The organism is Pseudomonas sp. MIL9, from assembly GCF_016887925.1.
In the GTDB taxonomy this organism is placed as follows: Bacteria; Pseudomonadota; Gammaproteobacteria; order Pseudomonadales; family Pseudomonadaceae; genus Aquipseudomonas; species Aquipseudomonas mohnii.
Genome location: NZ_JAFEHE010000020.1, coordinates 214,254 through 229,547, shown reverse-complemented (window position 1 = coordinate 229,547; position 15,294 = coordinate 214,254). Strand labels below are relative to the sequence as shown.

The window sequence follows — 15,294 nt, the reverse complement described above, 5'->3', positions numbered from 1 at the left end:
CCAGCCTGCTGGCGATCAGCCGGGGTCGCGCTCGACCGACTCGCTCCCTTTGACTTTCAGAACTGCCATGCCTGCCAACCACTTCAACACCCATTGCCCCGATTGGGCGACGGCCTTGCTCAATGGCTTCAGTCAGGTATTCCTCCAGCGTCATCCGCTGTTCGGTCTGCTGTGCCTGCTCGCCATTCTGTTTACCGCACCCGCCCTGCTCGGCGGCGCGCTGCTCGGCGGCGTCGCCGGGTTGCTCACCGCGCAACGTCGTGGCTACGCCAAGGCCGATCGCCAGGCCGGGCTGTTCAGTTACAACGGCGTTTTGCTCGGGTTGTTGCTGAGCCTCTATTTTCCCTGGTCGGCCATGCTGCCGCTGGTGATCATCGCCTGCGGCGGGCTGAGCGCGATGCTCACCCAACAGTGGCTCAAGCGTGCCCGGCTCAGCCAATGCCTGCCCGCCTACACCGCACCCTTCGTGATCTTGAGCTGGGTGTTGCTGTGCTTTGCTACGCCCTCGACCCAGGCGCATTTGATCGAAATCAACACGCTGAACATGCTCGCTGCACCACTCAAAGGCTTGGGTCAGGTGATGTTCCTCGGCCAGCCGCTGGCCGGTGCGATCATCGCCGCCGGCTTGCTGATGGCTGACCGTCGCGCATTCTGCTGGGCGTTGTTGGCATCTGTCGCGGGCATGGGCTGGAGCCTGCTGCACCATGACTTCTATACCGCCCTGCTCGGCCTCGGTGGCTATAACGCCGTGCTCGTCGCCCTCGCCTTCAGTGCACAGCGCCAGCAGCCGTGGCTGCCACTGGCCGGCATTGCATTGGCGTTGCTGCTGACGCCGGTGTTCGCCACGATCGGCCTGCCCACGCTGACCGCGCCGTTCATCCTCGCCGGCTGGCTGGTCCGTTCGGTGGCTCAAGTGTTCGGCAACGCCATGGATGCCTCTGTGCCTTGCGCTCCCGGGGAGAATCGACCTAGGCTGCGTTGATTCTCGAGTCAGGCGTTATCCATGGACAGCAGCACTAAAAATTGGCGTGAACAACTCTACGTCATGATTTTCCAGACCGACACCCAGGCCGGTCGGCGTTTCGACGGCATTTTGCTGTTGATCATCCTCGCCAGCCTGGTGGTCGTGATGCTCGACAGCATCGATGCCGTACACCAGAACTACGCCGATGTGCTGGCGTATATCGAATGGGGTTTCACGGTCATCTTCGCCATCGAATATGGCCTGCGCCTGTACTGTTCGCCCAAGCCGCTGCGCTACGCCTTCAGCTTTTATGGCCTGGTGGACCTGCTGGCCATCGTGCCCGGCATCCTCGCGCTGTATTACAGCGATGCGCAGTACCTGCTGATTATCCGGATCATCCGGATGCTGCGGATTTTCCGCGTACTCAAGCTCAGCCCTTACCTGAAACAAGCCAACTACCTGATGTCCGCCCTGCGCGGCAGCAAGCAGAAAATCGTGGTGTTCCTGGTCAGCGTCTGCACGCTGGTGACGGTGTTCGGTACGCTGATGTACGTGATCGAAGGCCCGCAAAATGGCTTCACCAGCATCCCCAAAGGCATCTATTGGGCTATCGTGACCCTGACCACCGTAGGCTTCGGCGATATCGTGCCGAAGACGCCGCTGGGGCAGGTGGTTTCCTCGCTGGTGATGATCACCGGTTACTCGATCATCGCCGTGCCGACCGGCATATTCACCGCTGAACTGGCCAACGCCATGCGCGGTGAAAACCTTGACCACGATTGCCCTGTGTGCCGGAAAAAAAGCCATGAACCCGACGCCGCGTTCTGCTCTCGTTGCGGCAATGCATTGTTCAAGAAAATGGAATAAGCAAAGTACTTTTTAATCTTTAAAGGACTATGCGCGCCCGGCTATAGTCGCTGGCAAATTGCCTCAACTTTAAAAACAACTTTCAGAACAAGGATTGCGCAGTGAAAAAACTCTTTGGCGCCTCACTTCTGGCCGCTGGCCTGGCACTGACCAGTGTGGCTCAGGCCGCACCGACCCTGCTCAACGTTTCCTACGACGTGATGCGCGATTTCTACAAGGACTACAACACTGCGTTCCAGAAACACTGGCAAGCCGAGCACAACGAAAACATCACCCTGCAGATGTCCTTCGGCGGCTCCAGCAAACAGGCGCGTTCGGTCATCGACGGCCTGCCGGCTGACGTCATCACCATGAACATGGCCACCGACATCAACGCCCTGGCGGACAACGGCAAACTGGTCCCGGACAACTGGGTGACGCGCCTTCCGAACAACAGTGCGCCGTTTACCTCGGCCACCGTGTTCATCGTCCGCAAGGGCAACCCGAAAGCACTCAAGGATTGGCCGGACCTGCTCAAGGATGGCGTGCAGGTGATCGTGCCTAACCCGAAAACCTCGGGTAATGGCCGCTACACCTACCTGTCGGCGTGGGGCTACGTGCTGAAGAACGGCGGCGACGAGAACAAGGCCAAAGCCTTCGTCGGCAAACTGTTCAAACAGGCGCCAGTGCTCGATACCGGTGGTCGTGCCGCAACCACCACCTTCATGACCAACCAGATCGGCGATGTGCTGGTGACCTTCGAAAACGAAGCGGAAATGATCGCCCGCGAGTTCGGCCGCGACCAGTTTGAAGTCATCTACCCAAGCGTGTCCGCCGAAGCCGAGCCGCCGGTGTCGGTGGTCGACAAAACCGTCGACAAGAAAGGCACCCGCGCCGCCGCCGAGGAGTACCTGAAGTACCTGTGGTCGCCGGAAGGCCAGGAAATCGCCGCCGCCAACTACCTGCGCCCGCGTGACCCGGCCGTGCTGGCCAAGTACACCGACCGTTTCCCGAAAGTCGACTTCCTGTCGGTAGAGAAGACCTTCGGCGACTGGCGCACCGTGCAGAAAACCCACTTCAATGATGGTGGGGTTTTCGATCAGATTTATGCGCAATAAACCCTGGCGGTAATGAAAAAGGCGACCTCAACAGGTCGCCTTTCTCGTCTATACAGCACCAAATCCCCGTAGGAGCGAGCCTGCTCGCGAAAAACCCAAGTGCGCCACTGGTCATCCGGATTTACCCATAATCGTTAACGAGCTTCGCGAAAAAACTCGCTCCTGTTGGGCTTGCCATTTCCGCTGAAATTGCCGCAGAAAGTCATGGACGTGACTTCCGCTAATGAACGTTAACGAAGTGAAGCAGCGAACATGAGCATGCTATCGAACAGGATGTAAGTGAATGTATCATCAGACCTCAAGATTTCGACGCAAGGTTCACGGGCCGACGGCACATGATCCCGTCACTCATTCCGCAATGAAATGAGTGGTATCACTCCAATCACTCTTCCGCCGTACCCATCAGGCCATTAGCCTGCGCGCATTCCCTTTTGTTCAGCGAGACACGTTATGAACCCAGCGACCCAGGCGTCCCACGGCACCGCGACAATGACCCGAGGCATGGTGCTGCTGTTCGCTTTCTGTTGTGGCGCCATCGTGGCCAACATTTACTACGCGCAACCCATCATCGGCCTGATCGCCCCGGACATCGGCCTGACCAACACCATGGCCAGCCTGATCGTTTCGTTGACCCAGATCGGTTATGCGCTGGGCCTGTTTTTCCTGGTACCACTGGGTGATTTGCTGGAGAACCGTCGGCTGATGATCACCACCACGGTGGTGGCGATTGCCAGTCTGCTGGGCGCGGCATTTACCGATCAGCCGAACGTGTTTTTGCTGATTTCGCTGCTGGTGGGCTTCAGTTCGGTGTCGGTGCAGATCCTGATTCCACTGGCCGCGCATTTGGCGCCGGAAGAGTCTCGCGGTCGTGTGGTCGGCGGGATCATGGGAGGCCTGCTACTGGGGATTCTGCTGGCGCGGCCGGTGTCCAGCGTGGTGGCGGACCATTTCGGCTGGCGGGCGATGTTTGTCATCGCGGCGCTGTTGATGGTCGCCATCAGCGTTGTGCTCGCATTGACCATCCCCAAGCGCCAACCGGATCACAGTGCTTCTTACGGCCAGTTGCTGGGCTCGCTGTGGACGCTGTTGCGCAAGCAACCGGTGTTGCGTCAGCGTGCGTTTTACCAGGGATGCATGTTCGCCACGTTCAGCCTGTTCTGGACCGCGGTGCCACTGGAGCTGGCGCGCAACCATGGCCTGTCGCAAAGCCAGATCGCGATCTTTGCGCTGGTCGGTGCCATCGGCGCCATCGCCGCGCCCATCGCCGGTCGCCTGGCCGATGCCGGCCACACCCGCGTCGCGTCCTTGCTGGCCCTGCTGTTCGCCAGCCTGAGCTTCCTGCCGGCCTTCATCCATCCGGCCTACAGCGTGATCGGTCTGGCGGTGACCGGTGTGGTACTCGATTTTTGCGTGCAGATGAATATGGTCCTCGGCCAACGCGCGGTCTACGCCCTCGACGCCAAAAGCCGCAGCCGACTCAATGCGCTGTACATGACCAGCATCTTCATCGGCGGTGCGTTCGGTTCGTCGGTGGCGAGCCTGGTGTACGAACAGGGTGGCTGGTTGTGGATCGTGGTGGTGGGCAGTGCGTTTCCGCTGTTGGCGTTACTGCGGTTTTTGACGGTGTCAAAACAACCTTTCCCGGCCATGGCCTGAATGGCCACGGAGTTGGCCAATGGCACCGTCAGGGCTTGCTGACAAAAGAGCTCTGAATTGACCCGACCTGCGCCAAGATCACCGGGCTCACGCGCCTGATTTGTCGATGCAGACCAGCAGACGTTCAACCGTGTAATCCAGCGGGCCGGAGTTGTCGAGCAGATGCACGGCGGGCTCGCTATCGGCCAGCAAGCGCTCATTGAAACGGGCATTGCGGGCCAGTCGGCGATCGATCTCGACCACCGATTCACGCCCGCGCGCCAGCAGGCGCTGGCGCAACACGGCCAGATCCACGGTCAGCAAGAGCACGATCAGGTCGGGGTAACGCTCGCGAGTGTTCTGCAGGTGCCCGCGAGAGCCATTGACCAGCACGTCCTCCCCTGCCGCCAGCCAGTCGTCGATGTCGCGCGCAATGCCATAGGCCAGGCCGTTAGCGTGCCAGCTCAGGGCAAAGGCGCCCTGGGCCTCCATTTCGGCGAACTGTTGCATGCTGACACCCAGCGCCGATTCCCCCACCGCTTCCGCCGAGCGAGTGATGACCCGCCGTACGATTCGACAGCCACGTTCGGCAAGCCGTGCTCGTGCGGCCTCCAGCAGGCTGTCCTTGCCTGAGCCGGAAGGACCGATGAGATAGATCAACCTGCCCGCCATCAAAATACCTTCCTGCATGTCGCCTGACTCGTTGTACCCACGGCAGCCCGTCCGGACAAAGGGCTGCACGCGAAACCCGTGCATGCTCGCCACGACTGTTCAACCCAAGCCGTCGCGTCGAAGGCCGCCACATTACTCCAGTGCAATCCGCCGCGCACGGTGTTCGGGGCTCCGTCCATCCGGCGTTGAAGTCGTCCGACACCCTGTCGTCGCCAGCAGGCAGCACAAAAAAGGCGACCCCGAAGGTCGCCTTTGCGTCACTGCCCGAATTGCCGCCCCAAACCACCCGGCACGCCGTGGATATCCGTCTCTTCCCACGGCCCTTTCGGGCTGATCGAGCGGCTCCAGCCGTTATCCCAGCGGTAGTAGGTGCGCTGGCGGTAGAACGTGTTCGGTTGATCATCGAGCACATAGACACCCAGTTTCGGGTCCCAATGACTGTTGCCACCCGGCGGTGGCGCGAAGCTGGCCGAGGTACGTGGCAGCGGTTTCGCGGGTTTGGCCGGGGTGGTCGATTTACCCGGTGCGGTCGAAGGCGCCGGCTTGGTGCCCGGCTGCGACGACGGGATCGGTGACGGGGTCTGATGTTCGGGTGGCCGTTGGACCGCACAAGCGCTCAGCCCCAAAACAACGCTGAGCAAGGTGATACGAGCGATGGCGGTCATGGTGGCGTTTCCTGTTATTTGTCCGGGCTGTCGATGGTCAGTGTCTGCGGCGCGGTGGTGCTGCTGGCCAAAGGCTGGCTGCGACCGACCCACTCACCTGCCGTCGGTTGACCGGCACGGGAGATGCGCGCAACCAGTTGGACTTCAGGGAAGTTCGACAGTTTCAACTGCGGCATCATTGCATCGGCATCGCCGAGTTCGACGGTTGCCGGCAAGTCGGCCACGGTCAGGCGCTTGGCCGCCAACGGCGCGGGTGGGCCTGAAGTGGCGCGAGCAAAGATGAAGACGCTGTCGCCCGGCTGGACCTTGCCTTTCAGCTCGGCCGCCAGGTCCACATGAACCTTGAGTCGCGCAGCCGGTTTGGCTGCGGGCGCCTCGGCCACCTTGCCGCCGCTGGCCACCAGTTTCTCGGTGGCGCGGGTAATGCCGCCCTGCAGCGCCACGCGGGATTGGTCGTCCGGCGGCAATTGCTCCAACAGGCGATTCCAGTAATCGATGGCTTGCTGATAACGCTGACCTTCGAAAGCCGCGATACCCAGCAGCCCGAGGCTGGTGACTTCTTTCGGATCAGCCTTGAGCGCTTCGTCAGTCAGTGCCTGGATTTTCTCCGACCACTGCTTGCCATCGGCGAAATACTGGGCCTGAGCCCATTGACCGAGCAGTTCCGGCTGACGACCGGCCAGGTTCACGGTGCGCTCGAAAATCTTCGCGGCATCGGCAGGACGATCCTGGGTCATGTAAGTACGACCGAGGAAATACAAGGCTTCAGCGGAATCGGGCTGCGCCGCGACCGCGCGCTCCAGACGCCGGGTCATCTCTTCCATCGACTGCGGTGGCTGGGAGAATTCCCGGGTCAGCTCGACTTTGTCGCTGGCACCGAAATGCAGGTACAAACCCAGGCCCAGCACCGGCACCAGGACCGCTGCCAGCAACGGTGCCGGCTTGCCCAGGCGCGACACCCGTGGCGCGGCGACGCCTTCGGTGTCGGCGAGCAATTCACGGGCGGCTTCGGCGCGACCGGCATCCATTTGCGCCGCATCGAGCACGCCTTCTTCCTGCTGAGTCTGCAACTCAGCCACGCGCTCTTGATACAGCGCCACGTTCAGGGCGGTACGATCCTCTTCGAGCTGGGCGCGACGACTACGCAGAACGGGGATCAGCAGAAAACTCAGGGCCACCAGAAGCAGCAGACCTGCAGCGAGCCAGAAATCAATCATTCTTGGTTTTTATCCAACAGGTGGTCGAGGCGCTCGCGCTCCTCGGCAGAAAGCGAGCCCGGGGTGGCGGCGCGTTGCACACGACGACGGCGGACGATCACCGCGATGATCACAAAACCGCCCAGCAGCAGACCGGCCGGGCCGAACCAGAGCAGTGCAGTCTTGGCGTTGAGAGCGGGTTTGTAACGGACGAAGTCACCGTAGCGATCAACCATGAAATCGATGATCTGCTGGTTGTCCTTGCCCTCGCCAAGCATGCGGAAAATCTCTTTGCGCAGGTCGGCAGCAATAGGGGCGTTAGAGTCGGCGATGTCCTGATTCTGGCATTTGGGGCAACGCAACTCCTTGGTCAGCTCGCGAAAACGCTCGCGATCACCTTCCTTGGCGAACTCATAGGTGTCGATGGCAGCCTGCGCCACACCGACCAGGCTCAAACCCAAAATGACGGCAGCGATCCAGCGCTTCATGGCTTGGCCTCGTCGACCAGCGCCTGATATTTGGCCGCCAGTTTTTCGCGCCAGACCTGCTCGTCGATCACGCCGACGAACTTGTCGCGGATGATGCCCTTGGCGTCGATGAAGAAGGTTTCCGGAGCGCCATAGACACCGAGGTTCAGACCCAGCGTGCCCTCGTCGTCACGGATGTCGAGCTGGTAGGGGTTGTGGAATTCGTTCAGCCACTTCAAGGCGTCGGCATTGACGTCCTTGTAGTTGATGCCGTAGATCACCACGCCCTTCTCGGCGAGTTTGTTCAGCACCGGGTGCTCGACCCGGCAGGAAATGCACCAGGTGCCCCACACGTTGACCAGCGCCGGTTTACCCAGAATGTCGGCGCGGGTCAGGGTCTTGTCGCCCTGCACCGCGGGCAGGGAAAACTCGGGGAACGGCTTGTTGATCATGGCCGAGGGCAACTCGGCCGGGTCCAGGTACAGACCGCGATACAGGAAAACAGCGACCACCAGAAAAATCACCAGTGGCAACAGCATCAACCAGCGTCTCATGCAGTGGCTCCCGACATGCCCAGTGCTTCACGCACTCGGCTTTTCACCTTGACCCGATACCGTCGATCCAGCGCCGCCAGCACACCACCCAGGCCGGTGAGCAAGCCGCCGAACCAGATCCAGCGCACGAACGGCTTGACGTGCACGCGCACGGCCCAGGCACCATCGCCCAGCGGTTCACCCAGTGCGACGTACAGGTCACGGGTGAAGCCGGCGTCGATCCCGGCTTCGGTCATCACCGAGTTCTGCACGGTGTAGAGGCGTTTTTCCGGGTGCAGCACGCTGACTTCCCGACCGTCGCGGATCACCCGGATGGTGCCCTTGTCAGACGTGAAGTTCGGGCCTTCGAAGTGCTTGGCGCCTTCGAAGATGAAGTGATAACCGGCCAGGTCCATCGATTCGCCGGGCGCCAGGCGCAGGTCGCGCTCGGCACTGTTCTGACTCGACAGCACCACGCCGAGGGCGCAGACCGCGATGCCCAGGTGCGCCAGCTGCATGCCCCAATAACTGCGGGTCAGGGTCGGCAGTCCTTTGATCAGGCCTTTGTGGCGAGTCTTGTCGAAGATGTCACGCACACCGGCCAGCAACACCCAGGCGGCGAGCAGGAAGGTCGCCAGCACCGCCCAGTTGAAGTCGCCATACGCGACACCGGCCACCACAGCCAGCGCGGTGCTGCCGAGCAACACCGGGGTCAGCATGCCTGCCAGCCATTTCACCGGGGTGTCTTTCCAGCGCACGATCACGCCGACCGCCATCACCAGCATCAGCAACGCCATCAACGGAATGAACAGTGCGTTGAAATACGGTGGGCCGACCGACAGCTTGGCGCCGGTCATCGCATCCAGGACCAAGGGATACAAGGTGCCCAACAGGATCATCGAAGCCGCGACCACCAGCACCAGGTTGTTGCCCAGCAGCAGGGTTTCCCGCGACCAGAGGTTGAAGCCGACCTGGCTCTTGACCACCGGTGCGCGCAGGGCGAACAGCGTCAGCGAGCCACCGACCACAAACAACAGGAAAATCAGGATGAACACGCCGCGCTCGGGATCGGACGCAAAGGCGTGCACCGAGGTCAGCACCCCGGAACGCACCAGGAAGGTCCCCAGCAGGCTCAGCGAGAAGGCGGCGATGGCCAGCAACACGGTCCAGCTCTTGAACACGCCACGCTTTTCCGTGACCGCCAGCGAGTGAATCAGCGCAGTGCCCACCAGCCACGGCATGAAGGAAGCGTTTTCCACCGGGTCCCAGAACCACCAGCCGCCCCAACCGAGTTCGTAGTAGGCCCACCACGAGCCCAGGGTGATGCCGATACCGAGGAACGCCCAGGCCACGATGGTCCAGGGGCGCGACCAACGAGCCCACGCAGCATCGAGACGACCGCCGAGCAATGCGGCAATGGCGAAGGCGAAGGCCACGGAAAAGCCGACATAGCCCATGTACAGCATCGGCGGGTGCACGATCAGGCCGATGTCTTGCAACAATGGATTCAGGTCACGGCCGTCCGCCGGTATCTGCGGCAGGATCCGCGAGAACGGGTTGGACGTGAGGATCAGGAACAGCAGGAAACCGGTGCTGATCATGCCCATGACCGCCAGCACCCGCGCCAGCATCACTTGCGGCAACTGCCGGGAGAACACCGACACCGCGAAGGTCCAGCCGCCGAGGATCAGCGCCCAGAGCAGCAACGAACCTTCGTGCGCGCCCCACACGGCGCTGAATTTGTAGTACCAGGGCAACGCGCTGTTGGAGTTGCTGGCCACGTAGGCGACGGAGAAGTCGTCCGTCATGAAGGCGTAGGTCAGGCAACCAAAGGCGAATACCAGAAAGGCGAACTGGCCCCAGGCGGCGGGCTGGGCCAGGCTCATCCACAAGCGGTCGCCGCGCCAGGCACCGAGCAACGGCACCACGGCCTGAACCAGCGCCAGGCACAGTGCCAGGATCATGGCCAGGTGGCCCAGTTCCGGGATGAAGATTGCGGACGTCATGGGTCAACCCTCCTTCGCAGGTGTTGGAGCGGTTTGACCACTGTCCTTGAGGGCCTTGGTCACTTCCGGTGGCATGTATTTCTCATCGTGCTTGGCCAGCACTTCATCGGCCACCACCACGCCGTCGGCGTTGAGTTTGCCCAGGGCGACGATGCCCTGCCCTTCGCGGAACAGGTCCGGGAGGATGCCGCGATAGGTGATGGTGACGGACTTGTTGAAGTCGGTGACGATGAACTTCACGTCCAGGGAGTCGCTGGAACGTTGCAGCGACCCCTTCTCGACCATGCCGCCGGCGCGGATGCGCGTGTCATGGGGGGCTTCGCCGTTGGCGATCTGGGTCGGGGTGTAAAACAGATTGATGTTCTGCTGCAGGGCGCTCAGGGCCAGGCCGACGGCAGCGCCGACACCGACCAGGATCCCGAGAATGATGATTAGACGCTTTTTACGCAGGGGATTCACTTGCCGTTCTCCCGGCGCAGACGACGCGCCTCTTGTTGCAGATACCGCTTGCGGGCCAGGATCGGCGCCGCCACGTTGAGGGCCAGAACCGCCAGGCAGATGCCATAGGCTGACCAGACATACAGGCCATGATGGCCCATGGCGATGAAGTCGCCGAATGAAGCAAAACTCATCGAACGACCTCCAGGCTGTTTTCCACTTCGGCCTTCACCCAAGTGGCCCGCGCCTCGCGCTTGAGCACTTCGAGGCGCATGCGCAGCAGCAACACCGCACCGAAGAAACAATAGAAACCCAGCGCCGTCAGCAGCAATGGCAGCCACATTTCGGCGGGCATGGCCGGTTTTTCGGTGAGGGTGAAGGTCGCGCCCTGGTGCAGGGTGTTCCACCACTCCACCGAGTACTTGATGATCGGGATGTTGATCACACCGACAATGGCCAGCACCGCGCACGCCTTGGCGGCGCTCTCACGATTGCTGATCGCATTGCCCAGCGCAATGAGACCGAAGTACAGGAACAGCAGAATCAGCATGGACGTTAGTCGGGCATCCCAGACCCACCACGAGCCCCACGTCGGTTTGCCCCAGATCGCGCCGGTGACCAGTGCCACGGCGGTCATCCAGGCGCCGATGGGCGCCGCGCATTGCAGGGCGACGTCGGCCAGTTTCATCTTCCAGACCAGCCCGACGATGCCGCACACGGCCAGCATCACATAGATGGACTGCGCCAGCATGGCCGCCGGAACGTGGATGTAGATGATCCGGAAACTGTTGCCCTGCTGGTAGTCGGGCGGTGCGAAGGCCAGGCCCCAGACCACGCCAACACCGATCAGCAGCAACGCCGCGACACTCAGCCATGGCAGCATTTTGCCGCTGATGCCGTAGAACCACTTGGGCGAGCCGAGCTTGTGAAACCACGTCCAGTTCATACTGTTTCCATCACGGTTGCCGCTCGTTATCACGAGTCAGCCAAAGGGTCTTTACTGGTTATTTTTTAACCAGACCTCATTATTCGCCGACGCTGATCTTCAGGCCAGCAGCTATTGCAAAAGGTGTCAGGGTTATCGCCAGGGCGGTCAGGCTACCAAGCCACAGGAGATAACCGGTCGCCGGCATGCCTTGCAAGGCCGCCTGCAAGGCGCCACTGCCAAGAATCAACACCGGGATGTACAACGGCAGTATCAGCAACGCCAGCAACAGGCCGCCGCGCTTCAAACCCACCGTCAGGGCCGCGCCCACCGCACCGAGCAGGCTCAGCACCGGTGTACCCAGCAATAAAGAAAGCAGCAACACCGGCAGACAGGCGGCAGGCAAACCGAGCATCAAAGCCAGCAAGGGTGCGAGCAAAACCAGTGCCAGGCCGGAAAACGCCCAGTGTGCCAGCACCTTGGCCAAAACCAGAAGAGCCAGGGGGTGCGGCGAAAGGACCCACTGTTCCAGTGATCCATCTTCGAAATCACTGCGGAAAAGCCCGTCCAGCGAGAGCAAAACCGATAAAAGGGCTGCGACCCAGACCAGTCCCGGAGACAAGGTTTGCAACAATTGAGACTCGGGTCCCACCGCCAAGGGGAACAACGAAACGACGATGGCGAAGAATACCAGCGGATTGGCCAACTCCGCCGGACGGCGGAACAGCAGACGGGCCTCACGGGCGACCAACAGGCCGAAAACACTCATACGGCCCATTTCCCCAGATCAATGTCGCGATAACCGGCCGGCATCCGGCTCAGGGAGTGGTGTGTGGTCAATACCACTACGCCGCCGCGCTCGCAATGCGCAGCCAGGTGCTCTTCGAGTTGCGCCACGCCCTGCTTGTCGAGGGCGGTGAACGGCTCATCGAGGATCCACAGCGGTGGACAGTCCAGGTACAACCGGGCCAGCGCCACACGGCGTTGCTGGCCAGCGGACAGGGTGTGACAGGGAACATCTTCGAAACCGCGCAATCCGACAGTGGCCAGGGCCTGCCAGATCGCGTCGTGGGAGGCTGGCTGATGCAGTGCGCAGAGCCAGCTCAAATTCTCTTCGGGGGTCAGCAGGTCCTTGATCCCCGCGGCATGGCCGATCCACAACAGGTTACGCGCCAGCTCCGTACGTTGTTCGTCAAGCGGCTGACCGTTGAGCAGAACCTGACCGTCGGTCGGCTGCATGAGGCCCGAAAGCAGGCGTAGCAAGCTGGTTTTGCCACTGCCATTGGGACCGCTGATCTGTACCATTTCGCCACTGGCCAGTCTCAAATCGAGATTTTCGAAGAGCAGCCGAAGGTCTCGCTCACAGGCAAGGGCAACGGTTTGCAGGACAGGACTGATCAAGGGTTCAAGGGCCTTATACGGTTCAAGTCGGCTCTGGCACGGCCGTTAAAGAGAGGCAGAATAAAGGTATTGGCAGCCCGAACCAGAGAGCTGGGTCAAATATTTCTACGTTTCGGCCGCCCTGTAGACAACGGGGCGGCATTATACATGCCATTTCCTACTCTAAAGAGCGCATTTTCCCAAGGTTGTGACCGCGTATGACAGTCGAATTGAACACGCCCCCTCTACCGCAGACCATGCCGGCGACCACACGTCCGCTGACGGTCAGCGGCGAGCTGATCAAGCTGCTGACGCCGATGGAGGGCCTGATCACCGCTGGCCAGACCGCCACGGCCGAAGTGCTGTCGCTCAAGCAGGCGGATCAGACTTTTCAATTGCTGCTCAAGGTCACCCTCGACAGCGGCCGTCAGACCACCGTCCAGGCCACCAGCGACCAACCGATGGCCCAAGGCACCCGCATGGTGGTCACTCAGCCGTCGGCGAGCAACCTGGCGGTCACCGTGCAACAAGCCATTGCCTCCAGCGTCGCCACCCTCACCCGTATCGACACGGCGCAACTGCCGGTCGGCACGCTGCTGCAAGGCAAAGTGCTGACCTCCCAGGCGTTGCCGCAGGTGCCTGGCCAACCCGCGGTGTTTCGCTCGATGGTGAGCCTGCTCAATACCGTCCTGAGTGGCAGCACCCTGAGCATCGACAGCCCGCAACCATTGCGCATCGGCACCCTGCTGAGCGCACAGGTGCAAGACACTCAGGCACTGAAATTCGTGCCCTTGAGCAGTCGTCAGGAACAACTGGCGGTGACTCAACAACTGGTCGACCAGCAAAGTCGCCAAGGCTCGCTGGACGGTTTGCTCAAACTCCTGCAAGACCTGCCGGATTCCGACCAGACCTCCGTCGATCTGCGCTCCGCCGCTTCACGGCTGCTTGCCGGCCTGCCCGATGTTCAGCAACTGAGTACGGCCAAAGGCCTGGCCCAGGCGTTACTCAACAGCGGTACGTTCCTCGAGACCAAGCTGCTGGCCGGGCAGAACCCGACACTGGCGCCTGACCTGAAGGCCGACCTGCTGAAGCTGATCGCGCAATTGACGCCAGGGCCTCAAGCCAACACCAACCTCAGCGCGATTATCGCGGCGAATACGCTGGTCCAGGCCATGCCGAATTTCGTGCGCAATGCCCTGGGCATGCTCGGCCAGGTCAGCGCCAAACCGCCGCCGACCAGTTTCCCGTTACCCGAACGCCTGCTGCAAAATCCCGAAGGTGAAGATGACCTCGAACATCTGCTGCGCCTGGCCGCCGCTGCGGTTTCACGCCTTCAAAGCCATCAGTTGTCGAGTCTGGAACAGACCGGCGTGACCGCCGACGGGCGCCTGGTGAGCACCTGGCAACTGGAAATCCCGATGCGCAACCTGCAGGACATCGTGCCGTTGCAGGTCAAGTTCCAACGAGAAGAAGCCCCCGAAAAAGAATCGCAACAGGAACGCCGCGACGAACGCGAACCCAGACAGCAACTGTGGCGCGTCGACCTGGCATTCAACATGGAACCCTTGGGGCCGCTGCTGGTTCAGGCACAGCTGATCAAAGGCAGCCTGTCGAGCCAACTGTGGGCCGAACGGCCCTACACCGCCAGCCTGATCGAAAGCAACCTGTCGGCATTGCGCGAACGTTTGCTGGCATCCGGCCTGAACGTCGGCGATCTCGACTGCCACCTCGGCACACCACCCCAAGGCCCCCAAACCCGCCTCGAACAACGCTGGGTCGACGAAAACGCATGAAAAACCCCAACGCCCCACGCCAGGCCATCGCCCTCAAATACGACGGCACCCACGCCCCTTCCCTCACCGCCAAGGGCGATGAAGAACTCGCGGAAGAAATCCTGCGGATCGCTCGCGACCATGAAGTGCCGATCTACGAAAACGCCGAGCTGGTGAAATTGTTGGCGCGCATGGAATTGGGGGACAGCATTCCGCAGGAACTCTATCTGACGATTGCCGAGATCATTGCGTTTGCGTGGAATCTGAAGGGCAAGTTCCCGGCCGGACACATTCCGGACGCGCCCATGGTCGAGAAGGATGTCACTGAACGCGGGGATGATTATTGAGGCTTCGAGGACGCCATCGCGAGCAGGCTCGCTCCCACAGTGGTTTCAGGCCGGTCACAAAATCGGTGTTCACCGAAAATCAAATGTNTCATTGCGTTTGCGTGGAATCTGAAGGGCAAGTTCCCGGCCGGACACATTCCGGACGCGCCCATGGTCGAGAAGGATGTCACTGAACGCGGGGATGATTATTGAGGCTTCGAGGACGCCATCGCGAGCAGGCTCGCTCCCACATTTGATTTTCGGTGAACACCGATTTTGTGACCGGCCTGAAACCACTGTGGGAGCGAGCCTGCTCGCGATGGACTCAAGTGCAACGCGTTGATTCAGAAA

General features: G+C 61.2%; 17 protein-coding genes and 1 pseudogene. 7 read left to right on the top strand and 11 right to left on the bottom strand.

Translation table 11 applies throughout. From position 1 onward, the window contains the following. Positions 1-67: 67 nt before the first annotated feature. The 4 genes from JQF37_RS20665 (at position 68) to JQF37_RS20650 (ending at position 4,584) form a co-directional block, all read left to right on the top strand. Positions 68-982, top strand: a complete 915-nt coding sequence (locus tag JQF37_RS20665) for an urea transporter (protein ID WP_130203760.1) — start codon at positions 68-70, stop codon at positions 980-982. Between the two features lie 21 nt (positions 983-1,003). Continuing rightward, positions 1,004-1,831: an ion transporter gene (locus tag JQF37_RS20660; protein WP_130203761.1), complete on the top strand. Its 828-nt coding sequence runs from the start codon at positions 1,004-1,006 to the stop codon at positions 1,829-1,831. A gap of 101 nt (positions 1,832-1,932) precedes the next feature. Further along, positions 1,933-2,928 (top strand): sulfate ABC transporter substrate-binding protein, encoded by a 996-nt coding sequence (locus tag JQF37_RS20655; RefSeq protein WP_130203762.1) that lies wholly within the window; start codon positions 1,933-1,935, stop codon positions 2,926-2,928. Positions 2,929-3,378: 450 nt separating this feature from the next. Next, positions 3,379-4,584: an MFS transporter gene (locus tag JQF37_RS20650; protein WP_130203763.1), complete on the top strand. Its 1,206-nt coding sequence runs from the start codon at positions 3,379-3,381 to the stop codon at positions 4,582-4,584. 87 nt (positions 4,585-4,671) lie between these two features. Here the strand turns inward: JQF37_RS20650 and phnN are convergent, their stop codons facing one another. The 11 genes from phnN to ccmA form a co-directional block, all read right to left on the bottom strand. Further along, entirely contained in the window at positions 4,672-5,235 is a 564-nt protein-coding gene (phnN, locus tag JQF37_RS20645; RefSeq protein ID WP_130203839.1) for a phosphonate metabolism protein/1,5-bisphosphokinase (PRPP-forming) PhnN, read from the bottom strand. 257 nt (positions 5,236-5,492) lie between these two features. Beyond that, the gene (locus JQF37_RS20640; RefSeq protein WP_130203764.1) at positions 5,493-5,900 is read right to left on the bottom strand and encodes a hypothetical protein; all 408 of its coding nucleotides are present in this window, start codon (positions 5,898-5,900) and stop codon (positions 5,493-5,495) included. A gap of 14 nt (positions 5,901-5,914) precedes the next feature. Then, positions 5,915-7,117, bottom strand: a complete 1,203-nt coding sequence (ccmI, locus tag JQF37_RS20635) for a c-type cytochrome biogenesis protein CcmI (protein ID WP_047531934.1) — start codon at positions 7,115-7,117, stop codon at positions 5,915-5,917. After that, entirely contained in the window at positions 7,114-7,584 is a 471-nt protein-coding gene (locus JQF37_RS20630) for a cytochrome c-type biogenesis protein (RefSeq protein WP_047531936.1), read from the bottom strand. Before JQF37_RS20630 ends, ccmI begins: the two co-directional genes overlap by 4 nt. Next, entirely contained in the window at positions 7,581-8,117 is a 537-nt protein-coding gene (locus tag JQF37_RS20625; RefSeq protein ID WP_130203765.1) for a DsbE family thiol:disulfide interchange protein, read from the bottom strand. Before JQF37_RS20625 ends, JQF37_RS20630 begins: the two co-directional genes overlap by 4 nt. After that, positions 8,114-10,102 carry a heme lyase CcmF/NrfE family subunit gene (locus tag JQF37_RS20620; RefSeq protein WP_130203766.1) on the bottom strand — a complete coding sequence of 663 codons (1,989 nt, stop codon included), beginning with the start codon at positions 10,100-10,102 and terminating at the stop codon, positions 8,114-8,116. Before JQF37_RS20620 ends, JQF37_RS20625 begins: the two co-directional genes overlap by 4 nt. Positions 10,103-10,105: 3 nt before the next feature. Next, the gene (ccmE, locus tag JQF37_RS20615) at positions 10,106-10,561 is read right to left on the bottom strand and encodes a cytochrome c maturation protein CcmE (protein WP_047531942.1); all 456 of its coding nucleotides are present in this window, start codon (positions 10,559-10,561) and stop codon (positions 10,106-10,108) included. Beyond that, the gene (ccmD, locus tag JQF37_RS20610; protein ID WP_007980758.1) at positions 10,558-10,734 is read right to left on the bottom strand and encodes a heme exporter protein CcmD; all 177 of its coding nucleotides are present in this window, start codon (positions 10,732-10,734) and stop codon (positions 10,558-10,560) included. The genes ccmE and ccmD overlap by 4 nt, the downstream gene beginning before the upstream one ends. Beyond that, on the bottom strand, positions 10,731-11,486 hold the full coding sequence (locus tag JQF37_RS20605; RefSeq protein WP_130203767.1) for a heme ABC transporter permease: 756 nt from the start codon (positions 11,484-11,486) through the stop codon (positions 10,731-10,733). The genes ccmD and JQF37_RS20605 overlap by 4 nt, the downstream gene beginning before the upstream one ends. 79 nt (positions 11,487-11,565) lie before the next feature. Then, positions 11,566-12,234 carry a heme exporter protein CcmB gene (gene ccmB, locus JQF37_RS20600; protein ID WP_007980754.1) on the bottom strand — a complete coding sequence of 223 codons (669 nt, stop codon included), beginning with the start codon at positions 12,232-12,234 and terminating at the stop codon, positions 11,566-11,568. Continuing rightward, on the bottom strand, positions 12,231-12,866 hold the full coding sequence (gene ccmA / locus JQF37_RS20595; protein WP_130203768.1) for a cytochrome c biogenesis heme-transporting ATPase CcmA: 636 nt from the start codon (positions 12,864-12,866) through the stop codon (positions 12,231-12,233). The genes ccmB and ccmA overlap by 4 nt, the downstream gene beginning before the upstream one ends. A 197-nt stretch (positions 12,867-13,063) precedes the next feature. On the opposite strand from ccmA, the gene JQF37_RS20590 reads away from it, so the two are divergent. The 3 genes and pseudogenes from JQF37_RS20590 to JQF37_RS20580 all read left to right on the top strand — a co-directional run. Beyond that, positions 13,064-14,638: a flagellar hook-length control protein FliK gene (locus tag JQF37_RS20590; protein ID WP_130203769.1), complete on the top strand. Its 1,575-nt coding sequence runs from the start codon at positions 13,064-13,066 to the stop codon at positions 14,636-14,638. Then, a complete protein-coding gene (locus JQF37_RS20585; protein ID WP_130203770.1) occupies positions 14,635-14,964 on the top strand; it encodes an EscU/YscU/HrcU family type III secretion system export apparatus switch protein in 330 nt (109 codons plus the stop codon). Before JQF37_RS20590 ends, JQF37_RS20585 begins: the two co-directional genes overlap by 4 nt. Positions 14,965-15,054: 90 nt before the next feature. Further along, positions 15,055-15,156 (top strand): annotated as a pseudogene (locus JQF37_RS20580) (flagellar biosynthesis protein FlhB); the annotation flags it as partial. Positions 15,157-15,294 lie beyond the last annotated feature (138 nt).